The organism is Faecalimonas hominis (assembly GCF_054660755.1).
In genome coordinates this window covers 1-14,171 of sequence record NZ_BAAHSH010000008.1, presented here as the reverse complement: position 1 = coordinate 14,171, position 14,171 = coordinate 1, and the positions used below count along the sequence as shown (strand labels likewise).

At 39.2% G+C, this 14,171-nt stretch carries 10 protein-coding genes and 3 tRNA genes; 4 read left to right on the top strand and 9 right to left on the bottom strand.

The genetic code is table 11. The features are described 5' to 3' along the window. Positions 1-9: 9 nt before the first annotated feature. From ACYQ35_RS01290 to gdhA, 4 genes are all read right to left on the bottom strand, one after another. Positions 10-83, bottom strand: a tRNA-Met gene (locus ACYQ35_RS01290). A 24-nt stretch (positions 84-107) separates the two neighbouring features. Next, positions 108-180: transfer RNA gene (locus tag ACYQ35_RS01285), tRNA-Val, on the bottom strand. Positions 181-186: 6 nt separating this feature from the next. Further along, a tRNA-Met gene (locus ACYQ35_RS01280) sits at positions 187-260 on the bottom strand. Positions 261-424: 164 nt separating this feature from the next. Next, positions 425-1,759, bottom strand: a complete 1,335-nt coding sequence (gene gdhA / locus ACYQ35_RS01275) for an NADP-specific glutamate dehydrogenase (protein WP_459829367.1) — start codon at positions 1,757-1,759, stop codon at positions 425-427. 230 nt (positions 1,760-1,989) lie between these two features. On the opposite strand from gdhA, the gene ACYQ35_RS01270 reads away from it, so the two are divergent. Further along, positions 1,990-3,351 carry a TrkH family potassium uptake protein gene (locus ACYQ35_RS01270; protein ID WP_459829364.1) on the top strand — a complete coding sequence of 454 codons (1,362 nt, stop codon included), beginning with the start codon at positions 1,990-1,992 and terminating at the stop codon, positions 3,349-3,351. 15 nt (positions 3,352-3,366) lie between these two features. Next, a complete protein-coding gene (locus ACYQ35_RS01265) occupies positions 3,367-4,011 on the top strand; it encodes a potassium channel family protein (protein WP_009460782.1) in 645 nt (214 codons plus the stop codon). Here ACYQ35_RS01265 and ACYQ35_RS01260 read toward each other — a convergent pair. The 4 genes from ACYQ35_RS01260 to ACYQ35_RS01245 form a co-directional block, all read right to left on the bottom strand. Then, positions 4,008-4,709, bottom strand: coding sequence for a response regulator (locus ACYQ35_RS01260; protein ID WP_459829361.1), 702 nt, complete (start codon positions 4,707-4,709; stop codon positions 4,008-4,010). The two genes, ACYQ35_RS01265 and ACYQ35_RS01260, sit on opposite strands and share 4 nt — an antisense overlap. Before the next feature lie 120 nt (positions 4,710-4,829). After that, the gene (locus tag ACYQ35_RS01255) at positions 4,830-8,627 is read right to left on the bottom strand and encodes a phosphoribosylformylglycinamidine synthase (protein WP_459829358.1); all 3,798 of its coding nucleotides are present in this window, start codon (positions 8,625-8,627) and stop codon (positions 4,830-4,832) included. 80 nt (positions 8,628-8,707) lie between these two features. Beyond that, positions 8,708-9,421, bottom strand: a complete 714-nt coding sequence (locus ACYQ35_RS01250) for a TIGR01906 family membrane protein (protein WP_459829355.1) — start codon at positions 9,419-9,421, stop codon at positions 8,708-8,710. Then, positions 9,418-9,945: a hypothetical protein gene (locus ACYQ35_RS01245; RefSeq protein ID WP_459829352.1), complete on the bottom strand. Its 528-nt coding sequence runs from the start codon at positions 9,943-9,945 to the stop codon at positions 9,418-9,420. The genes ACYQ35_RS01250 and ACYQ35_RS01245 overlap by 4 nt, the downstream gene beginning before the upstream one ends. 129 nt (positions 9,946-10,074) lie before the next feature. Between ACYQ35_RS01245 and ACYQ35_RS01240 the strand changes: the two genes are divergently transcribed. Then, on the top strand, positions 10,075-10,962 hold the full coding sequence (locus ACYQ35_RS01240; RefSeq protein WP_009460772.1) for a LysR family transcriptional regulator: 888 nt from the start codon (positions 10,075-10,077) through the stop codon (positions 10,960-10,962). Positions 10,963-11,041: 79 nt separating this feature from the next. Beyond that, entirely contained in the window at positions 11,042-11,452 is a 411-nt protein-coding gene (locus tag ACYQ35_RS01235) for a hypothetical protein (RefSeq protein ID WP_459829348.1), read from the top strand. Positions 11,453-11,696: 244 nt separating this feature from the next. Here ACYQ35_RS01235 and ACYQ35_RS01230 read toward each other — a convergent pair whose 3' ends face one another. Next, the gene (locus ACYQ35_RS01230) at positions 11,697-14,033 is read right to left on the bottom strand and encodes an ATP-dependent DNA helicase (RefSeq protein WP_459829344.1); all 2,337 of its coding nucleotides are present in this window, start codon (positions 14,031-14,033) and stop codon (positions 11,697-11,699) included. Positions 14,034-14,171 lie beyond the last annotated feature (138 nt).

Sequence of the window (14,171 nt, the reverse complement as noted above, 5' to 3'; positions counted from 1 at the left end):
TCTTTTCAATAGCGGGAACTGGATTCGAACCAGCGACACTACGGGTATGAACCGTATGCTCTAGCCAACTGAGCTATCCCGCCATATTCTGTTATTTTAAAGTTATATGGGACCAACAGGGCTCGAACCTGTGACCCCCTGCTTGTAAGGCAGGTGCTCTCCCAGCTGAGCTATGATCCCATATAGTAGCGGGAACTGGATTCGAACCAGCGACACTACGGGTATGAACCGTATGCTCTAGCCAACTGAGCTATCCCGCCGCATTTAAGTCTTTGCAACTCAAACCTGCTCCGCTATTATACTATTACTTTCGACAAATTGTCAACACTTTTTTTAACTTTTTTTACTTTTGATAGGATTTACCGAAACAAAGTCAATAAATCGAATTGTTTCGGCAAATTCCTTTCTTCATTTTATACCCGTTTTACACAACACCCTGTGCCGTCATGGCATCAACTACTTTTTCAAATCCGGCAATATTTGCACCTACAACGTAGTTGCCTTTTACTCCGTATTTTTCTGCGGCTGCTGCCATGTTATGACAGATGTTAACCATAATACCTTTTAGTTTTCCGTCTACTTCTTCAAAACTCCAACTTAATCTCTCACTGTTCTGTGACATTTCCAATGCAGATGTGGCAACGCCTCCCGCATTTGCCGCTTTACCCGGAGCAAACAATACACCGTTGTTCTGGAAATATTCTGTTGCTTCCAACGTAGTAGGCATATTCGCACCTTCCGCAACTGCAATAACACCGTTTGCAACCAATGCTTTCGCATCATCTAAATCTAACTCATTCTGTGTTGCACATGGAAGTGCAATGTCAACTTTCACTGACCATACGCCTTTTCCTTCATGGTATTCTGCGTTTGGTCTGTATTTTGTATATTCTGTTAATCTTTCACGTTTTACTTCTTTAATCTCTTTTAATGCTTCTAAATCAATTCCATCGGCATCGTAAACCCAGCCTGTAGAATCACTTACCGTCACAACTTTAGCGCCTAACTGCTGTGCTTTTTCTGCAGCGTAAATCGCCACGTTGCCTGCACCTGAAATAGAAACCGTCTTTCCGGCAAGTTCAATTCCATTTAATTTAAGCATTTCTTCCGTCAAATATAAAAGTCCATATCCCGTCGCTTCTCTTCTTGCCAAAGAACCGCCGTAACTTAATCCTTTACCTGTAAGTACACCTTCATATACTCCGCGGATACGTTTATACTGTCCGAATAAATAACCGATTTCTCTCGCTCCCGTTCCAATGTCTCCTGCCGGAACGTCTGTATCAGCCCCAATATATTTGCATAATTCAGTCATAAAACTTTGGCAGAATGCCATAATCTCTCTGTCTGATTTTCCTTTAGGATCAAAGTCACTTCCACCTTTGCCGCCGCCGATTGGAAGTCCTGTCAATGAATTCTTAAATACCTGTTCAAATCCTAAGAATTTAATAATTCCTAAATTTACTGAAGGGTGTAAACGTAATCCTCCCTTATAAGGACCGATTGCACTGTTAAACTGAACGCGGTATCCTGTGTTTACATGAACCTGACCATTGTCATCTACCCACGGTATGCGGAACTTGAACTGTCTTTCCGGCTCTACCATTCTCTCCAACAAAGCGTCTCTTCTGTACCGTTCTTCATTTGCCTCCACAACAACACGCAAAGATTCCAACACTTCTTTTACTGCCTGATGAAATTCCGGTTCTGCCGGGTTTTTCCTCACTACTAATTCAATTACCTCATCTACATATGACATAACTTCTACCTCCTAATTCAAAATCAGCCGTGCAGAATGTGTTCTGTACGGCTTTGGTGCTTTCAACACTTTATTAGTATAATGTATTATCTTGTGAAATTCAAGAACTTTTTATTCGTAAAATCTTTATATAATCTTTATACTGTAGTATTTTTCTTTATACTCTTTTAATTATCAAACCCTTATTATTTATATAGTTTGACTATTTTTAGCAAAAGAGGTATTTTATTATGTCAACCATACATAAGATTCAAAATTATTTTCTTCATCTTTCGCCGATGAAGATTCTTTTATGTGGGTATTGTACCATTATTTTTATCGGTTCCTGTCTGTTGAGCCTGCCTATCGCCGTACGGCAGCCACAGGACGCCGATTTTTTTACCGGATTTTTCACCGCGACTTCCGCCGCCTGTGTAACAGGATTAATCAGGGTAGATACATATACACACTGGTCCTTCTTTGGACAGGCGGTTATTCTCGGCTTGATTCAGGTCGGGGGAATAGGATTTATGACACTTTGTATTTCCATTATGACTATTACGAAAAGAAAAATCGGTCTTGTTTCCCGCTCCCTTATGCAGAACTCTGTATCCGCCCCTCAAATTGGCGGAATTGTAAAGATGACACGTTTCATTATAATAGGAACGTTCCTCATCGAAAGCATCGGTGCTGTTTTACTTTCCTTTCACTTTTGTCCCATGTTCGGACTGAAGAAAGGCATCTGGTACTCTATATTCCACAGCATCTCAGCTTTCTGCAATGCGGGATTTGATTTAATGGGAACCGTACAGCCATTCTCTTCTCTCACAGGGGAACTTGGCAACTGGTATGTAAATATCATTATCATGCTTCTTATTATAATCGGCGGACTTGGATTTTTTGTTTGGCATGATATTGTTACGGCAAAATGGCATTTTCATAAAATGCATCTGCACTCAAAACTTGTATTATCGGTAAGCGCCTTCTTAATTATCGGTGGAACTTTGCTTCTTTTTGTTTGCGAACAGGGTACTCCGATGTTTGAGAACCTTTCTCTGTCTGAGCAGCTTGCTGCCTCCAGTTTTCAGTCGGTGAGCGCCAGAACAGCGGGATTTAATACTGTTAATTTAACGGAACTTACTCAGGCAGGCAGATTTATTATGATTCTTCTCATGCTTGTAGGTGGTTCTCCGGGTTCAACTGCCGGCGGAATTAAGACAACTACATTTGCGGTGCTGTTTCTTTCTGTTATTACTACATTCCGCAACCGTAAATCGACGGAAGTATTCGGCAGACGTCTGGAAGACTTCATTACAAGAAAAGCAACCTGTGTATTTATTTTATACATCACACTTTCCTTCTCCATCGGAATGTTTATCTCCCGCACAGAAGGAATTAACTTAATCGATTCCCTTTTTGAGACTGTATCTGCCATTGCTACGGTAGGTCTGACAACGGGAATCACACCCGGTTTAAGTACTCTTTCCCACAGTTTACTCGCCTTTTTAATGATATTTGGAAGAGTCGGTTCATTGACAATGCTTTTGGCATTCTCATTTACAAAAAAACAAGCGCCTTCAACTTCACCGTTGGAGAAAATTCAAATTGGATAATGGAGTGAAAATATTATGAAATCTATTTTAGTTATCGGACTTGGGCGTTTTGGTCGCCACATGACAAAAAAATTTATTGAGGAAGGAAATTCTGTCCTCGCCATTGAAAAAAACGAAGAGCGTGCAGATAACGCCATTGATATTTTAAATGACATTCAGATTGCTGACGCCACAAATGAATCTTTCATCAAGTCTTTGGGCGTAAACAATTTTGACTTGTGTGTTGTTGCCATCGGTGATAACTTCCAAAGCGCTTTGGAAATCACAGTTCTTTTAAAAGACTTCGGGGCAAAATATATTCTCGCCCGCGCCTGCCGTGACGTACACCGCAAATTATTGCTTAGAAACGGGGCTGACCACGTTGTCTACGCTGAACGTGAGATGGCTGAGCGTCTCGCCGTAAAATACGGCTCAAAAAATATCTTCGACTATATCGAATTAACATCGGACACGGCTATATGTGAAATCGCCGTTCCGCCAAGTTGGGTGGGAAAAAGTATTGTGGAGAAAGCAATCCGTAACCGATACAATGTCAGCATTCTGGCAACAAAAAAAGAGGGAGAAATATCCCCTCTTCCTCACCCGGATCATATTTTCGAGAAAAATGAAACATTAATCATTATGGGACAAAAAAAAGTAATTCATTCATTTACTTACTAATCGGGTACACGAATCATTCTGTATCCGATCCCCACATGAGTCTGTATGTACTGTGGATTTTGTGGGTTTTCTTCAATCTTCTTTCGAAGCGCTGCCATGAAAACCCGCAGAGAAGCCACATCACTCTCCCACGAATTTCCCCATATCTCTCTTGTCAAATAGGTATGTGTCAATACCTTACCAACATTCTTTGATAATAAAACGAGCAACTTATATTCAATCGGTGTCAGATGCAGTTCCCTCTCTTTCAGATAGGCACACCCCGCCACATAGTTGATACGCAATTCCCCATTAATAAATTCTGCCTCCTCGGGATTCGCATATATCATACATCTCTCTCTTCTCAATACAACACGTATTCTTGCCAGTAACTCATCTATCGAAAAAGGCTTCGTCAGATAATCGTCTGCTCCCAAATCAAGCGCCTGAATCTTATCCTTATCTTCACTTCTTGAACTGATAACGATAATCGGCACATTGGACCACGAGCGCACTTTCTGTATCACTTTAATACCGTCCATATCGGGAAGCCCCAAGTCAAGCAGCAATACGTCCGGCTTCTGCGATGCCACTTCTAAAATTCCCTGCATTCCATTCGATACAGCATGATAACGATATTCCTGAGTCTCCAATGTTGTCGTGATTAAACTGCGAATAGCCTTATCATCGTCTACAACCAATATCAATGGTTTATTCATCTTACTCTTCTCCTCTTGCCTGCCATTTCATATATCGCCATTATAACACAACATTTGATTTCGGCAACCTTTAATTACGCAAAAACGGGGAGTTTACACTCCCCCGCTTTTTTATTGAGTTTATTTAAAATATTTTACACCTGATTCAAATATCTTCATATCCTGCTCGCCGTAGATGTTGATCGCAACTCCGTCTCCACGTCTTTCGGAATGAGCCATCTTACCAAGCACACGACCGTCAGGACTTGTAATACCTTCGATTGCTCTGTATGAACCGTTTGGATTCCATTCTTCGTTCATTGTAATATTTCCGTCTAAATCACAGTACTGTGTTGCTACCTGTCCATTTGCAAACAATTCATTTAACACTTCTTCAGATGCTACGAAGCGACCTTCTCCGTGTGATGCAGGGTTTGTATAAACTCCTCCAAGTTCCGCTCCCTGTAACCATGGTGATTTGTTTGTTACCACTTTTGTGTAAACCATTTTTGAAATATGGCGTCCGATAGTGTTATATGTCAATGTCGGTGAACCTTCTGTCTGTCCGCAAATCTTTCCGTAAGGAACCAATCCTAATTTAATCAATGTCTGGAATCCGTTACAGATACCAAGTACAAGACCATCTCTTTCATTGATTAATTTCTCTACTGCTTCTTTTAATTTTGCATTTTGGAATGCAGTTGCAAAGAATTTAGCAGAACCGTCCGGTTCATCTCCCGCACTAAATCCACCCGGGAACATAATCATCTGTGACTGTGCAATGATTTTTTCAAATTCAGCAACTGAATCACGAATATCTGAAGCATCTAAGTTACGGAAAATCTTTGTAACAACTTTTGCTCCTGCACGTTCAAATGCTTTTGCACTATCGTACTCACAGTTTGTTCCAGGAAATACAGGAATAAATACTGTAGGCTGTGCAACTTTATTTTTGCATACATAAATATTTGAAGTTTTATATAACTCGTTTTCAATTACAGCGTCTTCTGTTGCCGGCTTTACAAAATAAGAAGTTGGTCCATCTTCTTGATTTTCTCCTGATACAGAAGGGAATACTTTTTCAAGTGGCGCTTTCCATGTTTCCACTGCTTCGTCTAAGCCGATTGTCATATCGCCGTATGTGATTGCTCCTTTATCTGTCACTTCACCGATAACTGTGTGAGCAATTGTAAGGTTATTCACTTCATTTGCAGGAACTTCCGCAATAATATCTCCGAAGTAGCAGGCAAATAAATCTTCTTTTTCTACAGTTGTGCTGATTTCCACACCCATACCGTTACCGAATGCCATTTTACTTACGGCAGCTGCAATACCGTGACGGTCCAATGTGTAAGCAGATACAATCTTTCCGCCCTGTACGTCATCTCTGAATTTACCGTACTGGTTCATAACACTTTCATATACAGGTAAATCGTACCGATCTGTATCAATGTGAAGCCATACTAATTTGTTTCCTGCTGCTTTTAATTCCGGTGTAATAATATCTTTCTGTTCTGCAACATCTACTGCGAAAGATACTAATGTAGGTGGAACGTCGATATCCTGGAATGTTCCTGACATACTGTCTTTTCCACCAATAGATGCAAGTCCAAGACCTAACTGAACGCTGTAAGCGCCTAATAACGCTGCAAATGGCTGGCTCCATCTGCTTGGATCTTCTGTCATACGACGGAAGTATTCCTGGAATGTCAAATGGATTTTTCTATAATCTCCACCGTTAGCAACAATTTTTGCTACGGACTCAAGCACTGCATAGACAGCTCCGTGATATGGACTCCAACTTGATAAATACGGGTCAAATCCATAACTCATCATCGTTACCGTGTCGCATTTTCCTGTTAATACAGGTAATTTAGCAACCATTGCCTGTGTTTCCGTCATCTGATATTTACCGCCGTGTGGCATAAATACAGAGCCTGCTCCGATTGAACCGTCAAACATTTCCACAAGACCTTTCTGTGAGCATACGTTTAAGTCCTGTAATGTATTTAACCATTTCTCTTTTACGTCGTTTACTTCCGGACGAACAAGAATACTGTCCGCTCTGTTTGGCACGTCCACTTTAACTGTTGTTTCCTGATGTGCTCCATTTGTGTCAAGGAAAGCTCTTGAAATATTTACGATTTCTTTTCCTCTCCAGTTCAATACAAGTCTAGGGCTTTCTGTTACAACAGCAACTTCAACTGCCTCAAGGTTTTCTTCTTTTGCATATCCTAAAAATGCCTCTACATCTTTTGGATCTACAACAACTGCCATACGTTCCTGTGATTCAGAAATGGCAATTTCTGTTCCGTCAAGTCCTGCATATTTTTTAGGAACTTTGTCTAAATCAACTTTTAATCCTGCCGCAAGTTCTCCGATTGCTACAGAAACTCCACCGGCACCAAAGTCATTACATTTCTTAATTAGTTTACTTACTTCTTCTCTTCTGAATAAACGCTGGATTTTACGTTCTGTAGGTGGATTTCCTTTCTGTACTTCCGCTCCGCATGTTTCAATAGATTCTTCCGTATGTACTTTAGATGAACCTGTTGCTCCGCCACAGCCGTCACGTCCTGTACGTCCGCCTAATAAAATGATAATATCTCCCGGATCAGATGTTTCTCTGATAACCGCTCTTCTTGGCGCCGCACCGAGAACCGCACCGATTTCCATACGTTTTGCCACATAATCAGGGTGATAAATTTCTTTTACCGCACCTGTTGCAAGCCCAATCTGGTTACCATAAGAACTGTAGCCGTGTGCTGCACCTGTTACAAGTTTCTTCTGAGGAAGTTTTCCTTTCATTGTCTCTTTTACGGAAACAGTAGGGTCTGCCGCACCTGTTACACGCATCGCCTGATAAACATAAGTACGTCCTGAAAGCGGGTCACGGATCGCTCCGCCAAGACAAGTTGCCGCACCGCCGAACGGTTCAATCTCCGTAGGGTGGTTGTGTGTTTCGTTTTTAAAGTTTACAAGCCATTCTTCTTCCACTCCGTCCACGGCAACAGGAACAACAATACTACATGCATTGATTTCTTCTGACTCTTCCTGATCGTTTAGTTTACCTTCACGTTTTAATTTACGCATTGCCATAAGCGCCAAATCCATAAGGCATACAAACTTATCTTCACGTCCTCTAAAGATTTCGCTGTGGTCTGCCAAATATTGTTTATACGAATCTACGATTGGTTCTTTGTAATCCCCTTCACCAAATGTCACTTCTTTTAATTCTGTTGAGAATGTTGTATGACGGCAGTGGTCAGACCAGTATGTATCCAACACGCGAATTTCTGTCATAGACGGGTCACGGTCTTCTTCACCTTTAAAATATCCCTGAATATGAAGAAAATCTTTAAATGTCATGGCAAGTCCTAAAGAATCATATAATTCTTTTAGTTCTGCCTCTTCCATATCTTTAAAACCGTCAAAAACCTTTACATCTTCCGGCTCTTCAAATACAGTCACAAGTGTTTCCGGTTTTTCCGCATCTGCTTCTCTTGAATCTACCGGATTGATACAATGTGTTTTTACTGCCTCAAATTCCTCATCTGAAATGTTTCCTTCTATTACATAAGTAGTAGCGGTTTTGATTACCGGCTGTTCATCTTCTTTAATAAACTGTACACACTGAACCGCCGAATCTGCACGCTGGTCAAACTGCCCCGGTAAATATTCTACTGAAAATACACGATTTCCTTCTGCCACATCAAATGTTTCATGATATAACACATCTACAGGAGGCTCTGCAAACACTCCGTTACATGCTCTCTCAAATGTTTCCTCAGAAAGATTTTCAATATCATAACGGTTTAACACTCTTACATTTGTAATTGTTTTAATACCTAAATAGTTTTCCACTTCCTGACGTAACTCTTTTGCCTGTACTGCAAATTCTGGTTTTTTCTCTACATATACGCGTTTTACACTACTCATAATTTCCTCCATTTTAATAAGTACATTTACTGCTAGTTGCATTTTAACACATTTTATTTCATTAAAGAAATTAATATATCTTAATTAATTAATAAGTCTTGCTTATTTGATATTTTCTTTTCCCTGTGCCAGACAAACAGACTGATGATAAAACAACCTATCACTGCTGTCGCCGCGAAAATTCCTATCCGCACGGTGAAATCTGCAAAAAATCCTTCCGGCAGCATGCGAATCATCAAATCTGTATCCGGATCTAAGAGCCACAAATCGTTGTCAAAAAAGATTTCATGGAACTTTACAAAATATTTATTAAAATCCCTTGTAAATAAATATCCAAGCCCTATCGCCACAGCCAATAGTCCGCATGTAATTCCCATATACCATTTGGCGAGAAGAATTTTCCATTCCGCTTTTAAAAAAATCAACACCGTCAAACTCACTAACAGTATGACAACCGCAGCATTCCTTGTCTTCATTCCTGCAAGAAACATATTTTTCACATCGACCATATGTTGCTTTTCCCTGTCATTAAAAAATTCCCGCTCCTTACCGGACACCGTTGTCATCACAACTAAATCGTCCCGCTTTCCATGTAAATAATCCATCATCTCATGGGTAACTGACATCACATCTTTCATTTCCATATCTAAATCATCTAACACATGGTATTTCTCATATTCCTTCTCATAAAATTGAAAATCCATGTAGATTGCCAGTTCCGTCGATGTAACAAGCAGAACAATGAGCGCTGAAATCACGGTTAAACATATCAGTATTCTGTGTATTATTCTCATTCTTTTCCTTTCATTATATTAATAGCATTCTGTGCCTGTGCAATATCAGGCAAATCTTCCAACATACAGCAAGTATAATATGTGCTTCGTCTTCTGCTATATGTTTCTTTGCTGAAAATAATTGTTCCGTTTCCGTTTTTATGTAATTCTATCTTCATAGGCGGAAGTTCATCTGGCAGATATACTTCAATATCCTTATCCCTTTTAATAATCAGTTTCTTATTAGTAACGACATAAAGCGTTTTCCCCTTTGCAAATACACCGCTAAGAAAACTGTTATATAATAAAAGCACACCAATCAGGACAAACGGCACTCCAAAAATGCAATACATAAGCGGTGCTCCGCTCATAATAACAGAACCTTCAAGCAAAAGTGCAAATGCCGTCCAAAAAAGCGCAAACGGTAACACTGCTCTGTCTCTACTGGAAAACGTATTCTTCTTTCCCGGTTTTCCTCTCCACAGAACATATTCATCTTCTTCCAAACAGGAATGAATAAACTCCATTCCTTCCATATATTCCACGCTCTTACCTCCTCATACTTTTTATAAGTTCATTATACCATTCTTATATCTTATCGTCATTCTTTTTTTATCTTGTAATTCTCTCTATTATATCTTATAATACTTTTAGATTTATAAGGAGGGCTAATAATGGATATCAATTATGAATTATATAAAGTTTTTTACTATGTGGCAACCACATTAAGTTTCTCAGAAGCGTCAAAACAACTTTTTATTTCTCAATCTGCCGTCAGTCAGTCAATTAAAGCTTTAGAGAAAAAACTGGAACAGACATTATTTATCAGAAGTACAAAGAAAGTACAGTTGACACCTGAAGGAGAAATTTTACTCCGCCATGTTGAGCCGGCGATGAACTTAATCAAACGCGGAGAGGCACAGATAATGGATTCCGTGTCCACCGGCGGACAAATCCGCATCGGTGCAAGCGACACTATCTGCCGTTACTTTTTAGTTCCTTATCTGGAAAAATTCCATAAAGATTTTCCAAACATACATATTAAAGTAACAAACCAGACTTCTCTAAAATGTGTCGATTTACTCGAAGCCGGACAGGTTGATTTAATTGTCACGAACTATCCGAATACAAACTTAGGAAATCTGGCAACAGTTAAAAAAATCAAAGAATTCAAAGATATGTTTATTGCAAATAATGATTTTAAAGAATTGAAAGGGCGGAAACTTTCTTTTAAGGAGTTGTTAAATCACCCGATTCTCATGCTCGACCGCAAAAGTACGACAAGCGAATTTCTGCACAGTCTTTTCCAGCAGCAGCAACTTGACCTCGTACCTGAAATTGAATTGAGCAGCAATGACCTTTTAATCGACCTTGCACGTATCGGGCTTGGCATCGCATTTATCCCTGACTATTGCGTTCCTAAATCGAAAAACCTTTTTGTAGTGGATACGGAATACGAATTACCGAGGCGTCAGTTGGTCGTGGCGCATAACGAGCATGTACCTACGTCTAAGGCTACTTTGGAGTTTTTGAAATATTTTGATTATAAAAATTATGATTAAGATTAAAGAAACCTCCTGCCTTTACAGTTAGGGTATGGTTTATACTTTTTTGTACTAAGATACAAGGAGATGAATTTTTATGATGAAATTATTACTACTGACAGGAATTATTCTTGCAAAAGTTTTAATAGCCAAAGGTGTGGCATTAGTGTTTATTATATTGTCATTTATATTCAAAGGCAAGCAATTACATAAATCAACGCTTGAATGGGATAAATATTTCTTATCGCTAACTGACACTTTTGTAGACAAATATGCGAAAATCATTTACATAATATCAACTGTATTATCTTCTTACGTGATGTTCCTGTTGTTTAAATTTTTTGATTTCCAATACCCAATATCTTTAACACTCATCATTTTAGCGGTTTGTAGTTTAATTTCATGGTATAGGTATCACAAAAACGGAAAAAGTTACATAAAGTCAAGAGTTTATGAGATTAAAGAGTCAATAAAATCTGAAAATGTAAGCAATAACGTTACTCCTTAAAAGTTTTATATTGTCAGTTTTTAGGCGAATTACAATTTCTACATAAAATTGAATACAGCAATATTTTAGCCCGTACAAACATTGTGTTTTGTGCGGGCTTTTTGATTTTAATGTCATATCAAGGCTCATTCAATCGTGGTAAATTTGTGATAACATGAGTATTTTGCTATACTTTAAAATGCTTGAAAGTATAGTGTTTATACGGATAATGAAAAATTAGATGTAAAATTTATCATAATCTTCTCTACCAAAATTTCTCCAACTGCTCACTTATATTCTCTAGGGTACACTTTTTTATGCCTGCCCACTCTCTCGGAAAAATCTCCTGACACTGCCTTTGCAGAAACCGTTCGTCCAACAGCAAGATAACTCCCCTGTCTGTTTCCGTCCGAATTACTCTTCCTGCGGATTGTAAAACTTTGTTCATTCCGGGATAAAGGTAAGCATAATCAAAACCTTTTCCATTTTTCTTTTCAAAATATTGCCTTAAAATTTCCCTCTCATAGCAGATTTGAGGTAATCCCGTTCCTACAATAAATGCTCCAACCAGTTTTTCTTCCGTCAAATCAATTCCTTCCGAAAATATTCCTCCCATAACACAAAGTCCAAGCAAATTTCCTTCTCTTTCTTTCGCAAACTCTTCCAAAAATTCTTCCCGCTTTTCCTCCGTCATCATTTTTTCCTGTAAAAGACAGACTGTTTCGCCAGACAATCTGCGTTCCAACACTTCATATACATTTTCCATAAACTGATAGGACGGGAAAAATGCGATATAATTTCCTTTTTTCACTTCCAATGTCTTTATGATGTAGGAAGCAATTCTTTCATACATCTGCACATTTCGTTTCGTATACTTACTGCTCACATCACTTCCGATTAAAATTTCCCTGTTCTTTATATCAAATGGTGAATCTACATATATGGCATAATCATCTTTTTCCGTGCTGAGCAGTTGCTTATAATAGTGTATCGGAAGAAATGTTGCCGAGAAAAAAACAGTACTGTTTCCTTTTTCCAAGAAATTCTGTAAATTTAGCGCCGGATTGACACAGAACAGTTTTAGTTTAAATTTTCCATCTTCCTCCATTTCCGTATAAATTGTATAGTTTTCATCTAGTACATCATACACATTTAAAAATGTGCGGACATGAAAATAAAATTCCAGCAACTCTTCCTTTACCTCTGCTCTGTCACACTCTTCCATAAACCTTTCCATTTCCATCAGAAGGTTCGTCATACTGATAGAAAAATGCCCTACCGATTGATGTACCTGATACGTTTCGCATTCTCTTTTCAGTTCCAGTAATTGTCGATTGCAGATATCCAGTTTTCGCACCAATTTTTTGTCCAAATATTTTATAATCCGCTTCGCCTCCAAAAATTCTTCCTTATATATTGTGGCGCTGTACATTTCTCTTGCCCGCTCAACGAGATTGTGTGCTTCATCTATAAGAAAAAGATATTCTCCCTTCACTTCATCAGCGAAAAACCGACGCAGATGTGCATTCGGATCAAAAACATAATTATAGTCACATACAACTGCGTCCACCCACACTGCCACGTCCAATGACATTTCAAAAGGACACACCTCATATTTCCTTGCATATACTTCTATATTTTCGCGGCTCATATCGTCTGTTGTCGTAATCATCTCATAGACCGCCTGATTCACCCTGTCATAATGCCCTTTTGCGTACGGACATTTTTCCGGATTACATTCTTTATCCTCGCAAAAACAAATCTTCTCTTTCGCCGTCAGTGTAACGACTTTATATTGTAACCCCTGCTTTTTCAGAAGTTGAAATGCCTGCTCCACAACTGTTCGCGTAATTGTTTTTGCCGTCAGATAGAAAATCTTTTCACCCAATTCTTCCCCCACCGCCTTCACGGAAGGGAATATTGTCGCCATTGTTTTCCCTACTCCCGTAGGCGCCTGAATAAACAGTTTCTTTTTCCGCAGTATCGTTCTATAGACAGATGTGGCAAGTTCCTTCTGCCCCTTTCTATATTCATATGGAAATTCTATTCTTCTAATGGATTTGTTTCTCTTCTTTTTCCAGTCAATTTGAAACTCCGCCCACTTTTTATATTCTCCTATAAGATTGTTGAACCATTTTTCCAGTTCACTGAGCAAATAACTTTCTTTGAACCGCTTCACCTGTTCTGTCTCTAAGTGGCAGTACGTCATCTGCACGGAAATATTCTCCAGATTTTCCTGCTTCCCATAAATGTAGGCATAGCATTTTGCCTGTGCAAGATGAACCTCTATCGGTTCTTCTATCTGTTCTAAGTCACGAAAAACTCCTTTTATCTCGTCAATCGTAACCCCCTCCGCTACAATAATTCCGTCTGCACGGCCTTCCACCTGCAAGTCATATTTTTCCTCATGCAGCATCATTTTCAAAGAAACTTCCGCATGGTAAGAAGAACCCATTTGTCTTTGTATTTTTCGATGTATTTTACTACCAAGCTGCATTGCCTCTTTATCAGCAGTCTTCGATATGCGATTGTCAATATCCCCTTTCCGCAAAATAAACTCCACAAGATTTCTAACGGAAATTCTTATCTGTTCTCTATTCATAATATCCTCTTCTTTATTATTCGGCTTGGATTACTCCCGGTATAATCTGCTACCAGCGTAGCAGCAAGCCGAAACGTTCGGCTTGGATTACACCCCGTGCAATCATTATACCATAAACCAAAAGGGGGTGTCGCAAAA